The following is a 17,676-nucleotide window of genomic DNA, read 5'->3' as shown; positions in this document are numbered from 1 at the left end:
CTGCACAGACGAAGAAATCTTGATATCCTGGGAAAAATATTAAGAAAAATGTCGAAAAATTAACTCTTAATGCAATGTGTAGCGAACAGTTGCATTTTTTTGATATATCTTCTAGGCAGATTTTCATTGACTAAAGTTTAAGGAGTCGATCGATGTTTACACCAATTTTACTTGCCGTTGCCCCCAGAACCGTAGAGTGGAGCCCTACAATCGGTTTGATTATGATTCTTTGCAATATTTTAGCTATTGCGATCGGCAAATCAACCATCCAAAAGCCTCACACAGGCCCAGCAATGCCCTCATCCAGTATGTTCGGCGGTTTGAGTTTGGGTGCAGTTGTGGGAACTATGGCCTTTGGTCATATTTTGGGAGCAGGTACTATTTTAGGATTGTCTTACATAGGCGCGATTTAGTTTCAGACGCTCCGGGTGCACTTCCGCACCTTACCCGCAATTTCAAGTACCGGGTAAATTGCGGAGGTTTTCATCCATGTACGATCGATCGCCCAAAACCTCCAGCAGCGGGCCGCGAACATCAAACTTGACAATACTGACAGAAGCTGCTAAAGCGGCAATGCGATCGCGATAACGTCCCAAATCAATCCCCAACAGACTGCACAGAATAATCCGAATAGTTGCTTTGTGGGAGACAACCAACACATTTCCATTCTTATATTTTTCCTCAATTTCTGCAATAACTAAGGAAGCTCTACTGGCAATTTGCACCGAAGTTTCGCCGCCGTTTGGTGCATTCCAAGCAGGTTCAGTCAGCCAATTAATATAATCTTCTTCGTATTCTTCTTTGACCTCTTCTACTGTTTTGCCCTCCCACTCACCGTACTTAATTTCCCTCAGTCCGTCGCGAAGCTGCATTTCAATTCCCACAGCATCGCACAAAGGTTTTGCAGTAGCAATTGTGCGTTTCATCGGACTGACATAAACAGCATTCCAAGGCAATTTTGCGTAAGTAGCAGCAAACTGTTCTGCCATTTGAGAACCTACGGGCGTTAATTCTGGATCGATAGCGCCGCAGAAGCCACCTGTTTGGCTGTAAGTCGTTTCACCGTGTCGTACAAAGTAGATTTTTAAGCTCATGAGTTAGTTAATTGTGTGTGAATTTTACTATGTTAGCAAAAGAGTTTAAAAAACTCCTTCAAATCATCGAGAGCAGAATTATCCCAATCCCAAATATCTTTTTTGTGTTTCATAACATAATCAAACCCAGACATAGTGCATTTCCTTCCAGCTTGTTGCTGTTCCTGATTTGAGCAAGTATCATACCTGAGATAGATGCTCACCCAGAATTTGTCAAAATCTTTCTGGTTAATTTGCTGTCCCTGGCTTTCTATGCAAGTTTTCCAGCTATTCAAACAATCAGCATGAGGTGATTCTCTAGCCTTTATTGCCTTTAAAAGCGTTTCCAGTTCGCCTTTACCTCCAACATTTGTAAAATAACAAGCCAATTTTGCCTTTGTTCCATTATCTCCACCAATATCTATAAATTGTTTAGTGCTTGACAAAGTTTCAGATTCAAACACCTGTTGTATACATTTATTTACCCATTGTAACCGTTCAGGCTCTGAATAGTTATCAATATCAATAATAATCCCAATCTTTTCTATATCTCTTTTTTGAAGGTCGGCTTCTAAAGCTTTTAAAGTAGTAATTAGTTTTGTTTCGCTCAAGCCTTCCAAACGTTCATAATCCTCTATATAAATAGGTTTTTCTACCTGGATATCGCAGTTAAGTTTCTCAACCATAGCCTTCATAAAAATTGCATCGTTTTTACTTTCTACTATGACAATATTACTCACCTCTCACTCCTTTTTGATGCTCTAGTGCGTAATTCAAGGTTTCCAAATCGCGCCGGATGCCGATTATTTGAGCGGTTTTCGGTTTCTTGGCTAGTTCAAAATATGCGCTGCTGCATTCCTGATTGGGTTCTAAACCAACATCAGCAAATGCTTGCAGCATCTCTAAACTGTGAGTTGTCGCAAAAATCTGGGTATCCAGTTCCACCGCCAACCTAAACAAAATTCTCCAAAAATTACGCTGGTTTGTATAGTGAATGCCATTCTCTATTTCATCAATTAGCAGTATTTTGTGTTTATTGTTTACTAATTTAAGAATAATATATGCAACTCTATTCATTGCATCTCCAAACAATGATAAAGGCAAACGCTTTTCGCCCTTTCTTCTTAAGTAAAGTGTGGGTTCGCCAATTGAAAAACTTTCTACAGATTCGATCGTAGGGTCAATAATTTGAAAAGCTTTCAAAACTTCGCTATCTTTATCATCCAAGCGCGCGTGATCGAATGACTCTATGAGTTTTCTTCCGGGAATTCTGATAAAAGGAGGAACGATCGGTATTTCGTACACAAGGAAATTTGTATTACTTATTGAGCTTCTATAAGTAACGCTTTCTACTAACTCGTTAATTTTTTTTTCACCTTTTATTGTTTTAATAATTAAATCAGAATCACGTAAATTGATTTCTATTTGAATTTCTACTCGCTCGATATTATCATTGCTATTATCATTCTTTCCCTGAATAACTATTGTTTTATCTTCTTTCTTTAAGGCATAAAATAAGTTATTCCAAGCTCTATCTGGCATAGCATCTAGGGCTGCTGATGACTCTGTTCTCAGCTCTCTTAGCATTACTATACTACTAACATCGGGAGCAAAATTGAGAAAAATTGCTTCTAGCAAGGCTGTCTTGCCAGCATTGTTTTTACCGCCGATTAAATTTACTCTTTCAAATCCAGAAATTTTGATTTGCTCAAAGCACCTAAAATTTTGGATTTCTATTTCTTTAAGCATGACCGCCTCTTTTGAATGTACAAATCCTAAATCACCATTGATTTATGCTACCATTAATTCTATCTTAGTTGTTTTACTTGAGCCGCAACAAGCAACGAACGTCATGCAGAATATAGACCTCTTTGAAGTCATTGAACGCGATCCAACCAAGGTGAGTGGTGCATGGGTATTTCGGGAAACGCGCGTACCTGTTGCCGCCTTTTTCGAGAACCTTAAAGATGGGGCCTCTATTGACCAGTTTCTCGAATGGTTTCCGGGAGTAACTCGCGCCCAAGTTGAGGTATTACTCGATCGCGCGCTAGCCTCGTTAACGCAGATGGCACAAGCATGAAGATATCGATTAACCCGCAAGTCCGCCGGGGGTTGAAAACCCCCGTCTCATAGCGAAAGTCCTCTAAAAGAGGACTGAAACGCCAATTAAATAAACCACTTAATTCCTAATTTCAAATCTCAAATCTCCAATCTCAAATCAATAATTCCCAATCTAACATCTCAAATCTAAAATCGATAGTCGGTTTCAACCGACTTTTGCTATGAGACAGGGGTTTTCAACCCCTGGCGGACTCGCGGACTAACGACAGATTTCTCATAACAACTAAAAAAAGCCCTCAATTTCTGAGGACTTTCTTTTCAGACAGAGATCGCACCTACCCAGGAGCACCCGATCGCACAGTTTGATCTCCTGTCGTTGTCGGATCTTTCGTTTCCTTCGGCGGTTCCGGCGAAACCGGGCCCGCGTGCGGCCACTTCCAGTCGCGGATTTCCGGCATATCATCGCCGTGTTCGTTGATATAGTGCCTGTGTTCGATCAGCTTGTCACGGATAGCTTGTTTGCCGTAAGCTGCAACAGAACTCAGTTTCGGAACGCGATCGAGTACATCTCCAACTAAATGGAATCGATCGAGGTCATTAATCACCACCATATCAAACGGCGTCGTAGTCGTTCCCTCTTCCTTGTAACCCCGAACGTGAATATTCGGGTGATTTGTCCGGCGATAAGTCAAGCGGTGAATCAGCCAAGGATAGCCGTGAAAAGCAAAAATCACCGGCTTATCCTTCGTGAACAAAGTATCAAAATCCTTGTCAGACAAACCGTGGGGATGTTCGCTAGCAGGTTGCAGCGTCATCAAATCCACCACATTCACCACCCGCACTTTTAAATCGGGATAATCTCGGCGGAGAATGTCAACCGCAGCCAAAGTTTCCAGCGTCGGAACATCACCCGCGCAAGCCATCACCACATCTGGTTCGCCACCTTTATCGTTGCTGGCCCACTCCCAAATGCCGATGCCGGCGGTACAGTGTTTAATCGCAGAATCCATATCCAAATACTGCAATGCCGGCTGCTTCCCTGCAATAATCACGTTGACATAGTGGCGACTGCGGAGACAGTGATCCGTTACTGACAGCAAAGTATTCGCATCGGGCGGCAAATAAATCCGCACCACTTCCGCTTTCTTGTTAATTACGTGGTCGATAAAACCCGGATCTTGGTGAGAAAAACCGTTGTGGTCTTGTCGCCAAACGTGAGAAGTTAGTAAGTAATTCAGAGATGCGATCGGTCGGCGCCAAGGAATGTGACGAGTAGTTTTCAACCACTTGGCGTGTTGGTTGAACATCGAATCGATGATGTGAATAAACGCCTCGTAGCAGGAGAAAAATCCGTGGCGTCCCGTCAGCAAATAGCCTTCCAGCCATCCCTGACATAGATGTTCGCTGAGGACTTCCATCACCCGGCCATCGGGGGAGATGTGATCGTCTTCGGGCAAAATTTCCCCCGCCCACACCCGGTTCGTCACTTCAAACACCGGATCGAGGCGATTTGAGGCCGTCTCGTCAGGCCCGACAATACGGAAATTCGCGTTTTCCTGATTCAGTGTCATCACGTCTCGCAGGAAGCGGCCGGAAACGCGGGTTGCTTCTGCCATTACAGTGCCCGGTTTTTGCACGTCAACGGCGTAGTCTTCAAATTTCGGCATTTTCAAGTCTCGCAGCAGCAGGCCGCCGTTAGCGTGGGGATTTGCCCCCATACGCCGAGATCCCTTGGGCGCGAGTTCTGCTAATTCGGGAATTAACTTGCCGTTTTCGTCGAAGAGTTCTTCCGGCTTGTAGCTTTTCATCCAATCTTCCAGGAGTTGGACGTGTCCGGGCTTAGAAGCCATTTCCGAAAGTGGGACTTGGTGCGATCGCCAATAATCCTCAGTTTTCTTACCGTCAACTTCCTTGGGCCCCGTCCAGCCTTTGGGAGTTTTCATCACAATCATCGGCCACTGGGGACGGCCCGAATAGCCCTCTGTCCGGGCTTTTTCCTGAATCGCCTTAATTTCGCCGATCGCGGTATCGAGAGTTGCAGCCATCAACTGGTGCATGGTTTCCGGGTCTGAACCTTCCACCCAATAAGGTTTGTAGCCATAACCGACCATCAAACTTTCCAATTCCTCCTGCGGAATACGGGCCAACAGAGTTGGATTGGCAATTTTGTAGCCATTCAAGTGCAAAATCGGCAACACAGCCCCGTCGCGAACCGGGTTGAGAAACTTGTTAGAATGCCAGCTAGCAGCCAAGGGGCCGCTTTCGGCTTCCCCGTCACCGACAACAGCCGCCACAATCAAATCGGGATTGTCGAAGACGGCACCGTAAGCGTGGACGAGGGCGTAGCCGAGTTCGCCGCCTTCGTGAATCGAACCGGGGGTTTCCGGGGCGACGTGGCTGGGGATACCGCCGGGAAAGGAGAACTGTTTGAATAGCCGTTTAATACCCTCTTCATCTTCGGAAATGTTCGAGTAATATTCGCTGTAAGTGCCTTCGAGATAGGTGTTGGCCACCAAGCCCGGCCCGCCGTGTCCGGGGCCTGCGATGTAGATGGCGTTGATGTCTTGGGCTTTGATGATGCGGTTGAGGTGAACGTAGATGAAGTTTAGCCCTGGAGTAGTGCCCCAATGTCCGAGGAGTCTCGGTTTGACGTGTTCGATTTTGAGGGGTTCTTTGAGTAGGGGGTTGTCGAGGAGATAGATTTGTCCGACGGATAGGTAGTTTGCCGCCCGCCAGTAGGCGTTCATTTTGTGTAGTTCTGAGTCGGAAAGCGGCTTTAATTGCGGGATCTCGGTTGTTCCTAGCATCATCAGCGATTGACTCCTGAGTTGTGGTTGTTTTGTCAAGTGCGATCGTGAAGTGCGATCGATATTAATTGGTTATCTGTGACATTTTGTATTTAAACTCCATGTCTTCCACACCAACTATTGAATTCTAGCTCCTTTATGTCTCCATAAAAGTTTAAATCAATGTTAATTTATGGCTAAACATCGCACAATATCGAGGTAATAAAGATAGAGATTTGCGGGGATCAAGGAATTCAGTAATATAAAATAGGATTTACACAAGAGCTTGCGGAGAGTGTTCACTGGGCACCTGATGCGTATGTGCTGCAGCGGGTGGGAGAAGTTGTGCAAGTCCCCAAAAAGATACTTTTCAAGGTAGAACTCGTAATGATTTATATGTGAATTAAATTTTATTTATGCAGGCGAATTGTCTGCTGACTCCTTTTCAGGTAGAGTTCTGTATGTTTGTCATATCAAAGTTCTCGTTAGTTTAGCTTGTGGACGTACTTAAATCATACTCATCTTGAATATTCTTGATTCTGAAACTAGCATTAAATTTTTTCTTAAACTGACTTTGTAGCTGTTGTATACTTGGTGTTTGTTTTGGCACACGTGTAGACACGACAAAACATAGCTTCTTAATCTTTTGCGGATTTGCCGAAAGTAAATTAATAGTTGATTCTATTTGTTTAACCGCCTGTGCAATATCGCTTCCTTTCAACTCTACATATATTTCTACTGCATCAGAAGGAATGAGTGCATAGTCGCAACGCAAAGTCTCATTGTCACTAATAACGCAGCCATCAACCTTAATTATTAATATTTCGTCTTTATTCGGGTTGAGGAACGTTATTTTACTTTTGTTTTCCTGCAAGACAATCTTGGTGTCGGATCTATGTTCCTCACACTCTGGAATACTTTTCATATAATTCAAACTAAGTTGAGAAGTTGATCGAATTCAATAGCTAGTTCATCAGAAACAGAATCAATTACTCGCGCATCAATCAACCCAGTATCAGGACACACAATACTCTGGCATTTTCCATTGCTCAAAACATAGGCTGAGAGATCGTCAACATCTAATGATTTGTATCTAGATACAATCTTTTCTAGTTGATGTTGTATATCTTCGCTGGATTCTTCATAAAGAAGCCCAGCCTGGAGCAGATTATTAAGTGCTGTCAGGACATAAGGACTATGGGTAGTTATGAAGAATTGAAGTTGCTCTTTGCGAGAATTAAAGACTGTAGCGATCAACTCGACAATATTACGCTGTGCGCTTGGAAATAAATGCGCTTCCGGCTCCTCAATATACACTGTCTGACCCACTGGAGGGGAAGCTATAAAAGGTAGTGCAGCTAGGATAATTGTCAGAGGTAATGTTTCCTGTTGACCGGAAGATGAGTTCGCAATACTAATACGTCTTCCATCTGCCACCTCCAGAAAATCTTTGCCTTTTTCCTGTATATGCTTACCACATAAAGACTGCTCTATTAGCCTGTTTATTTCCTCTAGTATATCTTTTGTATATTTATGTTCCAGGTAAATATTATATTTTATACGCAATTTTTTTATCGTTTCGTATGTTGAGCCAAAGGATCTTAGAAATGGATCTAAGGTATTATTGCTTGAAAGAAAAGAAAAAATATTGCTCTGAAGATTAGCGAAAAATGAGCGACCAGCAGGAATAAAAAGCTGATTGAAGGCGGCCTCTCGACCAATGGATCTGCCTAAACTTTCTACTAAGTGATCTTTTAAAATTTTATGGCCAAACAATGAACTATTAATAATATTATTACTCAAAGTTATTTCAGAGCTTTCCTCTCTTGCTTTTTTGAGTAAATTGCGTAGGTCTGCCAATTGTTTCTTGAAAAAATCTGAATAGCTGAGGGAAATTCTACCTTTGGTATCCTGTTTTCTACTAACTTCTATAAAAAAATTGGAAATTTCATACCTGATGAAAAAATCTTGTTTTCCCCAACTATCAGGAGGAAAATATTCCTCAAACGTCTTGGAATAGTTTGAATCTAGATTGCGTTTTGTCTGCTCATTATTTACAACCGATAAAATTTCCCATACGAAGTTCTTAAAATAAAAAAGGAGTTTAGCGCAAACACTTTTACCGCTGGCTTGAGGGCCAATAAGTATATTTATTCGCTTGATTTCAATCTCTAAATCCTTGATGCCAGCAAAGTTTCTAACTATTAATTTTTCAGCCATAATTGAAATCAAGTATGGTAAGGGCTTGTGTCATCTTAACATACCAATTTAATTTTTATGGTTAAAGTTGTCACTTTTGTGTTAATAAACCGAATTAGTCACCCTAGGAAAAACCTCAAACAACTCTCATTAATATCAAGATGGATTTCTACCATTTGTACCAATATACTTTTGGATTACCGCAGTTTTTTCGTGAAAGTCGATCGCCCATATCGCCTTTCTGGTCGCTGAGGAGATGTTAGACCAACGTCCAGTTATTGATAGGGGAAGGAATTACCTAAACCCTAAAATAATACCATTTTTACAAAGTTTGGCTAAAAAATAAGTGTTGGGTTTGTTTACATCGGCTCTCGATCGCACAAGTGCGGATCTGTGAGATTGTCGATATGCTGCGTTAGGGGTTGTTCATGGCGGCGCACCCTACGACTACTTAGCCGATCGCCACAAAGTAGACTAAAGCAATCTCAATCCGAAAATCACTGCATCGGTTTGATTGCTGGCTAGATGCCATCGCCAATATTTTCCGCTGAAAAAATCTAGGAAGCGACTAAAACAGGGCACTCTGAAATCCGGCAAACATTGGACACAGTTGGCTGGTGGGAAACCACTCGCAGTTCGTGAGGATAGCGGGGACGGGGGTCATTTTCTAACCAGATGGGCGGTACCATCATCACTTCATAGTAAGCGATCGTATCGAAAACACCTGGCTGGGACTTCAACTCCACTGTTAAGCCCGCTCGGTACTCAAATGCTTCTTCCCAGTCTAGATTTTCATTGATACCCATAGCGATCGCGCCTCTTAATCTTGTTTCTTTTGTCCATTGTAGAGCCCTACATAAAAGATTGGGTACTTTCTGTTGCTTACGATACAATTTTTAACCTTATATGTTCGATTCATGACAATTTAACAGAGAGGAGCAATTGTCAATAAGTAAATAGGATGATTTTGCTGACGGGTGACAAGTAAGCCCAAAAGGTAGGCTTGACAAGAGTTGGAGTTGAGATGTCTAAAAAAAAATAGGGGCGATGGAACCGCGCAGACGTTTATGACACAAAGGAAGAGAAGAGAATTTTAAGGATTGAAGTACAAACCTATTTTTGCCATCTTGTCTAGTGTTTTACAAATAAAGAAACCGGGTTTCTGGGATGAGTGAAAACTAAACTAATTTCACTTGGTTTTCTACTTTGTCGCAGTCGCCGTATTTTTAGCAAGCGAGATCCTGCTTCATTTCTTTTTGGCAGATGTCTAATACTCAAAGTAAAATATGGCATAATATAAATATTAGTTTCATAGCTTTGCACCTATGACCGCCCAAATTACCCTAAATCTGCCAGATGAAGTCTATCACCAAGCAGAATTGCTAGCGCTGCAACGCCACCGCACCGTGAGTGAGATTCTAGTAGAAACTCTGGAAAATTTTCTCTTACCAACCGCTAAACCAGTATCAGCACTGTCTGATTCAGAAGTAATCACTCAGACTCAACTCCGGCTGCAACCACTCCAAGAACAACGATTGAGTGAATTGCTAGACCGCCAACAATCCGGTACGATCGCATCTGTAGAACTGGCTGAATTGCAGGAATTAATCCACATATATGAAACTCGACTATTGCGACAAGCTCAAGCCTTAAATGAAGCTGTGCGGCGCGGCTTGCTGGAACCATTAAAAGGATAAGCAAAATGGCAATTTCTGAACAAGTTAGAGCCAGAGTTCGCGCACAAGCTCAAAATCGGTGCGGTTATTGTCGCAGTTTACAAATGTATGTTTTGGGAATATTGGAAATTGACCATATTATTCCTAAAGCGATTGGCGGTACTGACGAGGAAGAAAATCTCTGGCTGGCTTGTAGTCTGTGCAATAATTACAAAGGAACCCAAACAGACGCATTCGATCGGGTCACGCAAAAGCACGTTAAGTTGTTTAATCCGCGCACTCAACAATGGTCACAAAATTTTGCTTGGAGTGAAGACGCTACAGAAATTATTGGACTTACAGATTGCGACCGCGCAACAGTAACAGCACTACAGCTAAACAATCATATTGCTGTTACTGTCAGGCGTCAGTGGGTTAGTGCTGGATGGCATCCGCCAACCGACATTTCTCCTTAAAAGGTTTGAGGGTCACAAATGGTCGATCGCACATATGGCCTTTTTGGCGACTGAGGAGATTTTAGACCAGCGCGAGGTCAGAGATAGGGTGGGTGGTGCGATCGATCGCGCAAATGATATCAAACTGACTAATTTAACTGAAATTAATACTGAGTAAGTGCAAATTATGTAAAAAAGAGCGATCGCACTTTCATCGAGATGTTGAAAAAAGTGCGATCGCTCTTTTGTCCGGGATTGGGAAAAATGGCGATCGCCCATCAATTTTGTTACCTCCTTACCTCCACCAACACCTAGAATGATGAATCGATTATTTCTACGAAACTCTGCAATTGCCCGCGGCACCCCCAGCCGCACCCACATCCAAGCGCCGCTCAGCAGTCACCGTTGACATGGAAGCCCTCACTCACCGCGATAAGCTAGAGCTAGCAGCAGAATTAATCCACAACGTTTTGCAAGAAACCTAACTAATATGGCGATCGCCCTACAATATAAAATACATACATAATTCATAAATCAAATAAGCTCTATGACAATCCCAGAATTAGAAGCGCAACTCAAGGCCTTAACGCTAAGGGAGAAAGCTGAGGCAATCAGCATCTTAACCCAGAGTCTCAAAAACAGGGGACGCTCTATTACAAAAACTCCCGGCGTGATGGGCGGCGATGCTTGTATTGACAATACTCGCATTCCCGTTTGGTTGCTCGCAAGCTATCGCAATGACGGCGCTACCGATGCTTTTATCCTAGACTGCTATCCCCATCTCAGTGCTGCTGATTTGGTAAATGTTTGGGCTTATGCTGAAGCTTATCCTGACGAAATTGAGGAAGCAATTAGACTGCAAGATGAGGCTGACGAAATATTAGATACACCTGAAAATATCAAATAAACCTATGGCGCGTCTCTACGCAGACGAACAATTTCCTCGGCAAGTCGTGCAAAACCTGCGGTCTTTGGGGCATGATGTCCTGACTGTTCAAGAAGCAGGAAATGCTGGACTACCGGATGAGGATGTATTAGCATTTGCCATCATTGAAAATCGGGCTGTTTTGACCGTCAACCGACGGGATTTCTTTCAACTGCACAAGCTGCAACCTGACCACTGTGGTATTATTGCCTGCACGCGAGATGACGATATTGCTAGACTGACTGCTAATATTAATGATGCAATATCTACTGCTGAGACATTGACGAAAAAAGTGATTCGTGTCTATCGCTCAGGGCCGCCGTCCATATCTTAATTGAATTCAAGAGACCTTATGCCCTACTATACTCAAGCCGAATTTTAAGGACTGAAGTCCTTACTACAAACCTAAATTTGTGCAGTATTTTACCAACAAAAAAACCGGGCGGCACGGGGAGTAGGGGTCGCACCGCCCCTACACCGTCCGGGTTTCTCGATCAGTGAAAACTAAACTAAAATCACGTTGTCTTCTTCTTAGTCGCAGTCGCCGTCGCAGCCTTCTTAGTCGTGGTTTTCTTCGCCCCAGTCGCCGTCTTCTTAGCAGTAGTTTTCTTCGCCGCCGTCTTCTTCGTTGCTGTTTCCGATTTCGCCGCAGTAGTCTTGGTTGACTTCTTAGACTTGCTGCTAGATTTTCCGCCGCCCGCTGCTTCCTTCGCTGCTAACAAATCCAGTGCTTTTTGTAAGGTGAAATTCTCCACAGATTCATCCTTAGCCAAAGAAGCATTGATATCGCCGTGTTTGACGTAGGGCCCATAACGGCCGTCGTAAACATTGATCAATTCTCCCGACTCTGGATGCGCGCCCAATTCCTTCAAAGGTGTGGCTGATTTGCTGCGGCCGCGGGCGGCTTTCGGCTGCGATAATAACTCTAAAGCCCGATCGAGCTCGATCGTCAAAACATCATCCGGCGGTTTGATCGATCGATAATCCTTCCCAACCTTACCCTGGTCATGCACCACATAAGGCCCGTACATCCCCAAATTAGCTTGCACCTTCGCCCCCGTCTCCGGGTGAGAACCCAACAACCGAGGTAAAGTCAACAAACTCACCGCCATATCCACCGTCACGCTATCCTTATCCGTCCCCTTCGGTAAAGAAGCCCGCTTCGGTTTCTTGTTCGTTTCCGAAACATCCCCTAACTGAACGTATGGCCCATAACTGCCAATCAGCACATAAATCGGTTCCCCGGTTTCCGGGTGAAGACCCAATTTTTCCGGGCCTTCCATTTTTTGCTTTAACAGAAACTCCACCTGTTCCGGGTCTAAATCTGCCGGCGTCAAATCTTGCGGAATCGATGCTTTTACCAGGCCTTCTTCGCTTTCAGATTCCAGGTATGCGCCGAATTTGCCGATGCAGACTTTAGCAGAAATATTCTCCAATACCACAGTTCGGGCAACTTTCGCATCAATCTGACTTTCCTGTTCTTTAACTTGGGTTGCGAGTCCGGTTTCCCCTGTATAAAACTTTTGCAAATACGGCAGCCATTTCGCCTCGCCGGTGGCAATTTCATCGAGGGTTTGTTCCATTCGGGAAGTAAAACCAGTGTCTACTAAATCGGGAAAATGTGTTTCCAATAAAGTCGTGACGGCGAAAGCGGTGAATGTCGGAATTAGGGCGTTAGCTATTAATTTCGCATATCCCCGATCGACAATTGTACCGATAATACTCGCATAGGTACTCGGACGGCCCACACCTTCGCTTTCCAGCATTTTGACCAGAGAAGCTTCCGTGTAGCGGGCGGGAGGTTGAGTTTCGTGGCCAACTGCCTCTAAATCCTTACAATTAGGTTTATCCCCCACCTTCAGCGCCGGCAAAATCACCTCTTGGTCTTCCAGCGCCGCATTCGGATCGTCGGAACCTTCCACGTAGGCGCGCAAAAAGCCTGGAAAATCAATGCGTTTGCCGCTGGAACGGAAACCGGCATCTTCTACCTGAGTTAATACAGTGACGTGAGTTTGGCGAGAATCAGCCATTTGAGAAGCCACAGTCCGCTTCCAAATCAAATCATAGAGGCGGAAATCAATCCCATCCAATCCCGTTTGCTGCGGAGTCCGAAAAGTGCTGCCGGCGGGACGGATAGCTTCGTGGGCTTCCTGGGCGCCTTTGCTTTTCGTGGTGTATTTGCGCGGTTGGGGGCTGAGGTATTCGCTGCCGTAAAGTTCTTGGACGCAACTGCGCGCCGCTTCTAAAGCCTGTTCGGACAAATGCACCGAATCCGTCCGCATATAGGTGATAAAACCGCGTTCGTAGAGGCTTTGGGCAATTCGCATGGTTTCCCGCGCACCCAGCCTCAGTTTGCGGTTAGCTTCCTGCTGCAAAGTCGAGGTCGTAAACGGTGGCGAGGGTTTGCGGGTGACTGGCCGTTCTTCGAGATTGCTGACAGTCCAAGGTTTGTTTTGAATGCGTGAGAGTAAAGCCCGCGCCTGTTCTTCGTTCAGCAAAAGTACACGGCGGCCTGCGATAATTTGCCCGGTATTTTCATCAAAATCGCTGCCGTTTGCAACTTTTACATTGCCGACAGTCACGAGTTTGGCATCAAAGGAAATTTTGCCCTTTTCCAAAAGCGCTTTTAAATCCCAGTAACTACCTTGGCGGAAAGCGCGGCGTTCCCGTTCCCGGCGCACCAACAGGCGTACAGCGACTGACTGCACTCTACCGGCGGACAAACCCCAAGCGATTTTTTTCCACAGTAGCGGAGATAGTGTGTAACCGACGAGTCTGTCGAGAATTCGGCGAGTTTCTTGGGCTTGTACAACTCGATTGTCGATATCGCGGCAGTGAGTCAAAGCATCGCGGATAGCTTCGCGGGTGATTTCGTGAAACACCATCCGCTTGATCGGCACTTTGGGTTTGAGGATTTGCAGCAAATGCCAGGAAATGCTTTCGCCTTCCCGGTCTTCGTCAGTGGCTAGAATCAGTTCTGTGGCGTCTTTGAGGGCGTCTTTGAGTTCTTTAACAATTTTCTTTTTATCTTTCGGGATGACGTAGAGGGGTTCAAAGTCTGCTTCCACGTTTACGCCCAGTTGCGCCCATTTTTCTCCTTTAACGGCTTCTGGTATTTCTTCGGCGGAGGATGGTAGGTCGCGGACATGGCCCATCGATGCCTCTACACGGTAGGTGGAGGGCAGGAAGTTGCGGATGGTGCGGGCTTTGGTAGGAGATTCGACGATGACTAAGGTTGACATGGCATCTTTTAAATATGGATGGCAGCGCAGCTAGAGGGTCTAAGTTAGAGAGTTTAGGTCAGATGTCAAGGTTTCTTTCAACTTTGGGCGATTATTTTCAAACTACCTTAATTTTTAACTTACTGCCGATCGGGTGGCAGGTGACAATGTGATGGGATTTTACTGCTTTGGGGGCAGAGGCTGCGAATCGCGTCTCTACAAGATGCACGGGATGATGACCTGACTCTAGCAGAATTGTCGCTAACTGGATGTTGAGACTGCTGGATGCGGGCTGATGGTTCCTCAATTGTAGATTTTAGGTTTTAGATTTAAGATTGGGCAAGATTTGATGGTTTCCCTGCAAAAAAGACTTGAAATGGGATCGAGAATTGGTCAAATAGTCGAGCGCATTTACAGAAAGGGTCGATCGCGCTCACAAGCTAACATCAGATATTGTGGGACTAATTCTTGATACCATTTTGGGAGGGGGTTATTATAAACACTAGGCAAGATGGCGTAAATCTTCGATCGTATTCGTAGGGTTTGTCGCCATCTACCATCCTCAAACAAAGAGCGACAATCGAGCGAGCGACGCACTAAGCGACAATATTTGACGACACAAACCCAACATTTGTATCTTGTCTTGCTTTGGGAGCGCTCGACAGTAGTAACAACAGTGTCAGGCTGTGTTAGCTTAGCCATAGCCAGTATCTGAAAAACACTTTTGAGTGCTATGATTCAAGAAGAGGGTTCTCAGCCAAGTATTAAATCGATTCGAGAACAAATATTCACCCCAGAAACTTTCTCACCCCAAAGTCACAGCGACCCAATTAAACTGTTAGACATTTCACTCAATTTTCCCTACAGCTCAAATGAGTGGGATACAATCTTTGAAACATTTATTGGTTTGCTTGAACATAAAGAATGGCAGATTTGGGACAGGGCAATTAACAAGCTAATCTATGCTCTAGAAATAGAACAGTCGCAACGATCTAATTGCGACGATTACCAGCCAAGACCGATTGACAGGCGCATGAAATCTATCTGTGAGGCGATCGCAGCCCAAACTCTAAATAAGCCTAACATCTTTGAAAATTTTTGTTGTGGCTTCCAGTTCTTGGCAAAAGAACCACCTTATAACCGCTTACTTCTCGAATGGTTATACCAATTGGCTGCTTCAGAAGAGCGAGAGATTCCTACAAAAAAGGCGATATTAGCAGCACAACTTTTCTTGGGTGCTTATGATTCGACTTGGCAAGAAGTAGGAGAAAAATTGTTAGAAATGCTAGATGATGCTGACCTGCTAATTAGGGCTTGTACTGCTTATCAGATTGGTATTTTTTATGGTAAGAGTGTCAAAAAACATGAATATTGGGAATGGTATATTGATGAAAATTATGAGCGCAACCAACAAGCGATTATTGGAATACCACCACTTGACGAGATGATGCAGTTAATTTACCACAAGGAACTCGATCGCCCAGGGATAGCAGGCGCGTTCTGGGGCGCTATTCCGAAACAAGGTTTTGATGCCAAAGAATGGTTGTTGGATATTTTAGAGAATTCACCAGAACCAGAACCTTATATTTGCTACTTTCCTTGCAACTTAGCGTTTGATGCCCATGAACGGTTTAGCCGGGATGCTGATGCGGTTCGCCGCCTGATTGATATGGGGCGTGTAGGGCTTGCTCTTGCTGCTGCGACAGATGAATCCTGCAAAGTTGCAGCCCTTGAACCGCTGTTAATTGAATTGGGTAACTATGATGACCCTGAAATGATTCGAGTTGCATCCTGGCATCTTGCATACTATTACCACTGCCTGCATGTACGGGGTGCGGAACTGGGATATGTTGAGTTGGTTGGTGAATTATCAACGATTGACTTGTTCTTGCTGTTTCCTCAGAAAAATGAACTTGAATCTCCCTATGCAGCGGTCATTTATCCAAAAGGAACCGATGGGAAATTGAGCCTACCGACTGCTCGGGAATGGGTCGATAGAATTTTTCCCGAGGCAGTTAGAGGCAAGCCGGCAGAGCCTTTGTTAGCAGAGAATGTCTGCTGGTATCAGCGAGGATACAGCAGATTCCATGTATCCGAAGAAAATACGAACTCTAATCTTATCGATAATGTAATTATTGGATATCGTTCTCAATTTATGTGGAATCCCAAACAATTCTTGTAGAGATATTGTCGATCTTTTTTACGGATTTTGCATGGCGACACACCCTACAACTAAAGTAGTTGGATGCAATTTAACAGATAACTTTTATGACATTTGAATTCGACCATCTTTTCATCCTTACTGATATTGGTGCTTCGGAAGCTAATCGTTTATCATCCTTCGGTTTAGTTGAGGGTGCATCTCGCATTCATCGCGGACAAGGTACAGCCAATCGCTGTTTCTTTTTCCATAACGCAATGTTGGAATTGTTATGGATTCACGATCCAGAAGAGGCGAAGTCTGAGCCAATTCATCAGACTCGTCTTTGGGAGCGATCGACAAATCGGAATAATGGTGCGTGTCCGTTTGGCATCTGTTTGCGTCCAGCCAAAGGTTCTGAGGACATAGTTGCATTTTCTAGTTGGGCATATCGTCCACCTTATTTACAGCATATTCTATGTATATGTAGTACACACAATTTTGTAGCAATTAAGGTGCGGATACCCGTCAATATGCAAGTTTTATCAAATATGAAGCAGATCCGCACCCGGAGGATTAACACCACACAATATAGCTGGCAATGTACTTTATGAACCACAGAATATGCTGTATCTGAAACGATGAGTATCGCAGTAGAAAAAAATAGTGATGTTTTGACTGAGCCCATGCTTTTCCAAAATTCCTTTGGTAAAGGTCTCGATCAATACTCTGCCGATCGGGCATGAAAAATAAATAACTTAATGAATTACTCCTGTTGGGGAACGGCTCGATAATTCCATTTTGACCAATATTACTCGAAAATAATTTGCATTGTATTTGACAAATCATCAGCCGCCTTTCGACCATTTTGATCTAATTTATTAAAAATATTTACCTCTACAGCAGATATTCCATTTTTATTTTTTTACACGAGAGCTTTTACTAATTATTGAATAGTAATAATTACTCCTTTACAATCCTTGGCAATATGAGTAAAAAATCGATATTATTTCTTGATTGTATTTAGACGTAAGGATCGGGAATTAAATAACTTACAATTTTAATTGTTATTGTGGGATGGGCGTCCCGCCCGTCCTTTTTTGACGGGCGGGACGCCCATCCCACTTTCAAGAGTGGTAGTTATTTAATTATCATTACTAA

General features: G+C 43.9%; 19 protein-coding genes. 9 read left to right on the top strand and 10 right to left on the bottom strand.

Annotated features, from left to right (window positions below):
• The first annotated feature begins 152 nt into the window (after positions 1-152).
• Positions 153-413, top strand: coding sequence for a photosystem I reaction center subunit PsaK (psaK, locus tag QT984_RS25375; protein ID WP_333056609.1), 261 nt, complete (start codon positions 153-155; stop codon positions 411-413).
• Between the two features lie 42 nt (positions 414-455).
• Here the strand turns inward: psaK and QT984_RS25370 are convergent, their stop codons facing one another.
• Genes QT984_RS25370 through QT984_RS25360 form a run of 3 tightly spaced genes read right to left on the bottom strand, consistent with a single transcriptional unit; the run spans position 456 to position 2,822 of the window.
• Positions 456-1,094, bottom strand: a complete 639-nt coding sequence (locus QT984_RS25370; protein WP_333056607.1) for a histidine phosphatase family protein — start codon at positions 1,092-1,094, stop codon at positions 456-458.
• 32 nt (positions 1,095-1,126) lie between these two features.
• Positions 1,127-1,813 carry a DUF3226 domain-containing protein gene (locus QT984_RS25365; protein WP_333056606.1) on the bottom strand — a complete coding sequence of 229 codons (687 nt, stop codon included), beginning with the start codon at positions 1,811-1,813 and terminating at the stop codon, positions 1,127-1,129.
• Entirely contained in the window at positions 1,806-2,822 is a 1,017-nt protein-coding gene (locus QT984_RS25360; protein WP_333211629.1) for an AAA family ATPase, read from the bottom strand. The genes QT984_RS25365 and QT984_RS25360 overlap by 8 nt, the downstream gene beginning before the upstream one ends.
• Between QT984_RS25360 and QT984_RS25355 the strand changes: the two genes are divergently transcribed.
• Positions 2,821-3,153, top strand: a complete 333-nt coding sequence (locus QT984_RS25355) for a DUF433 domain-containing protein (RefSeq protein WP_333298318.1) — start codon at positions 2,821-2,823, stop codon at positions 3,151-3,153. The genes QT984_RS25360 and QT984_RS25355 overlap by 2 nt on opposite strands.
• Positions 3,154-3,469: 316 nt before the next feature.
• Here QT984_RS25355 and QT984_RS25350 read toward each other — a convergent pair whose 3' ends face one another.
• The 4 genes from QT984_RS25350 to QT984_RS25335 form a co-directional block, all read right to left on the bottom strand.
• On the bottom strand, positions 3,470-5,944 hold the full coding sequence (locus QT984_RS25350; protein WP_333056603.1) for a phosphoketolase family protein: 2,475 nt from the start codon (positions 5,942-5,944) through the stop codon (positions 3,470-3,472).
• Positions 5,945-6,410: 466 nt separating this feature from the next.
• Entirely contained in the window at positions 6,411-6,845 is a 435-nt protein-coding gene (locus tag QT984_RS25345) for a hypothetical protein (RefSeq protein WP_333056601.1), read from the bottom strand.
• Between the two features lie 5 nt (positions 6,846-6,850).
• Positions 6,851-8,140 carry an AAA family ATPase gene (locus QT984_RS25340; protein ID WP_333056599.1) on the bottom strand — a complete coding sequence of 430 codons (1,290 nt, stop codon included), beginning with the start codon at positions 8,138-8,140 and terminating at the stop codon, positions 6,851-6,853.
• Between the two features lie 536 nt (positions 8,141-8,676).
• Positions 8,677-8,925 carry a hypothetical protein gene (locus QT984_RS25335; protein WP_333056597.1) on the bottom strand — a complete coding sequence of 83 codons (249 nt, stop codon included), beginning with the start codon at positions 8,923-8,925 and terminating at the stop codon, positions 8,677-8,679.
• A 519-nt stretch (positions 8,926-9,444) separates the two neighbouring features.
• On the opposite strand from QT984_RS25335, the gene QT984_RS25330 reads away from it, so the two are divergent.
• Together QT984_RS25330 and QT984_RS25325 are read left to right on the top strand one after the other, a co-directional pair.
• Positions 9,445-9,816 (top strand): hypothetical protein, encoded by a 372-nt coding sequence (locus QT984_RS25330; protein ID WP_333056595.1) that lies wholly within the window; start codon positions 9,445-9,447, stop codon positions 9,814-9,816.
• A gap of 5 nt (positions 9,817-9,821) precedes the next feature.
• Positions 9,822-10,250: an HNH endonuclease signature motif containing protein gene (locus QT984_RS25325; protein WP_333056593.1), complete on the top strand. Its 429-nt coding sequence runs from the start codon at positions 9,822-9,824 to the stop codon at positions 10,248-10,250.
• Between the two features lie 12 nt (positions 10,251-10,262).
• On the opposite strand, the gene QT984_RS25320 is transcribed toward QT984_RS25325, so the two are convergent.
• Positions 10,263-10,508 (bottom strand): hypothetical protein, encoded by a 246-nt coding sequence (locus QT984_RS25320; protein ID WP_333233963.1) that lies wholly within the window; start codon positions 10,506-10,508, stop codon positions 10,263-10,265.
• Between the two features lie 71 nt (positions 10,509-10,579).
• Here QT984_RS25320 and QT984_RS25315 point away from each other — a divergent pair, with 71 nt between their 5' ends.
• The 3 genes from QT984_RS25315 to QT984_RS25305 all read left to right on the top strand — a co-directional run bounded on the left by QT984_RS25315 (position 10,580) and on the right by QT984_RS25305 (position 11,488).
• A complete protein-coding gene (locus QT984_RS25315) occupies positions 10,580-10,714 on the top strand; it encodes a hypothetical protein (RefSeq protein ID WP_333056589.1) in 135 nt (44 codons plus the stop codon).
• A gap of 62 nt (positions 10,715-10,776) precedes the next feature.
• On the top strand, positions 10,777-11,136 hold the full coding sequence (locus QT984_RS25310; protein WP_333056588.1) for a DUF433 domain-containing protein: 360 nt from the start codon (positions 10,777-10,779) through the stop codon (positions 11,134-11,136).
• A gap of 4 nt (positions 11,137-11,140) precedes the next feature.
• Positions 11,141-11,488, top strand: coding sequence for a DUF5615 family PIN-like protein (locus QT984_RS25305; protein ID WP_333056587.1), 348 nt, complete (start codon positions 11,141-11,143; stop codon positions 11,486-11,488).
• Positions 11,489-11,669: 181 nt separating this feature from the next.
• On the opposite strand, the gene topA is transcribed toward QT984_RS25305, so the two are convergent.
• Both topA and QT984_RS25295 read right to left on the bottom strand, forming a co-directional pair.
• Positions 11,670-14,396, bottom strand: coding sequence for a type I DNA topoisomerase (topA, locus tag QT984_RS25300; protein ID WP_333056585.1), 2,727 nt, complete (start codon positions 14,394-14,396; stop codon positions 11,670-11,672).
• 390 nt (positions 14,397-14,786) lie between these two features.
• Positions 14,787-15,077 carry a hypothetical protein gene (locus QT984_RS25295; RefSeq protein WP_333056584.1) on the bottom strand — a complete coding sequence of 97 codons (291 nt, stop codon included), beginning with the start codon at positions 15,075-15,077 and terminating at the stop codon, positions 14,787-14,789.
• A gap of 205 nt (positions 15,078-15,282) precedes the next feature.
• Between QT984_RS25295 and QT984_RS25290 the strand changes: the two genes are divergently transcribed.
• Both QT984_RS25290 and QT984_RS25285 read left to right on the top strand, forming a co-directional pair.
• On the top strand, positions 15,283-16,557 hold the full coding sequence (locus tag QT984_RS25290) for a hypothetical protein (RefSeq protein WP_333056583.1): 1,275 nt from the start codon (positions 15,283-15,285) through the stop codon (positions 16,555-16,557).
• 86 nt (positions 16,558-16,643) lie between these two features.
• On the top strand, positions 16,644-17,129 hold the full coding sequence (locus tag QT984_RS25285; protein ID WP_333056581.1) for a VOC family protein: 486 nt from the start codon (positions 16,644-16,646) through the stop codon (positions 17,127-17,129).
• Positions 17,130-17,676 lie beyond the last annotated feature (547 nt).

The organism is Microcoleus sp. Z1_B2 (assembly GCF_036700325.1).
GTDB lineage: Bacteria > Cyanobacteriota > Cyanobacteriia > Cyanobacteriales > Microcoleaceae > Microcoleus.
This window is presented reverse-complemented; position numbering and strand designations above follow the sequence as displayed.

Bases quoted from the DNA above. Each gene is read 5' to 3' on its own strand.
- psaK (WP_333056609.1), top strand. From the start codon at position 153: ATGTTTACACCAATTTTACTTGCCGTTGCCCCCAGAACCGTAGAGTGG.
- QT984_RS25370 (WP_333056607.1), bottom strand. From the start codon at position 1,094: ATGAGCTTAAAAATCTACTTTGTACGACACGGTGAAACGACTTACAGC.
- QT984_RS25355 (WP_333298318.1), top strand. From the start codon at position 2,821: ATGACCGCCTCTTTTGAATGTACAAATCCTAAATCACCATTGATTTAT.
- QT984_RS25360 (WP_333211629.1), bottom strand. From the start codon at position 2,822: ATGCTTAAAGAAATAGAAATCCAAAATTTTAGGTGCTTTGAGCAAATC.
- QT984_RS25350 (WP_333056603.1), bottom strand. From the start codon at position 5,944: ATGATGCTAGGAACAACCGAGATCCCGCAATTAAAGCCGCTTTCCGAC.
- QT984_RS25345 (WP_333056601.1), bottom strand. From the start codon at position 6,845: ATGAAAAGTATTCCAGAGTGTGAGGAACATAGATCCGACACCAAGATT.
- QT984_RS25340 (WP_333056599.1), bottom strand. From the start codon at position 8,140: ATGGCTGAAAAATTAATAGTTAGAAACTTTGCTGGCATCAAGGATTTA.
- QT984_RS25335 (WP_333056597.1), bottom strand. From the start codon at position 8,925: ATGGGTATCAATGAAAATCTAGACTGGGAAGAAGCATTTGAGTACCGA.
- QT984_RS25330 (WP_333056595.1), top strand. From the start codon at position 9,445: ATGACCGCCCAAATTACCCTAAATCTGCCAGATGAAGTCTATCACCAA.
- QT984_RS25325 (WP_333056593.1), top strand. From the start codon at position 9,822: ATGGCAATTTCTGAACAAGTTAGAGCCAGAGTTCGCGCACAAGCTCAA.
- QT984_RS25320 (WP_333233963.1), bottom strand. From the start codon at position 10,508: ATGGGCGATCGCCATTTTTCCCAATCCCGGACAAAAGAGCGATCGCAC.
- QT984_RS25310 (WP_333056588.1), top strand. From the start codon at position 10,777: ATGACAATCCCAGAATTAGAAGCGCAACTCAAGGCCTTAACGCTAAGG.
- QT984_RS25305 (WP_333056587.1), top strand. From the start codon at position 11,141: ATGGCGCGTCTCTACGCAGACGAACAATTTCCTCGGCAAGTCGTGCAA.
- topA (WP_333056585.1), bottom strand. From the start codon at position 14,396: ATGTCAACCTTAGTCATCGTCGAATCTCCTACCAAAGCCCGCACCATC.
- QT984_RS25295 (WP_333056584.1), bottom strand. From the start codon at position 15,077: ATGGCTAAGCTAACACAGCCTGACACTGTTGTTACTACTGTCGAGCGC.
- QT984_RS25285 (WP_333056581.1), top strand. From the start codon at position 16,644: ATGACATTTGAATTCGACCATCTTTTCATCCTTACTGATATTGGTGCT.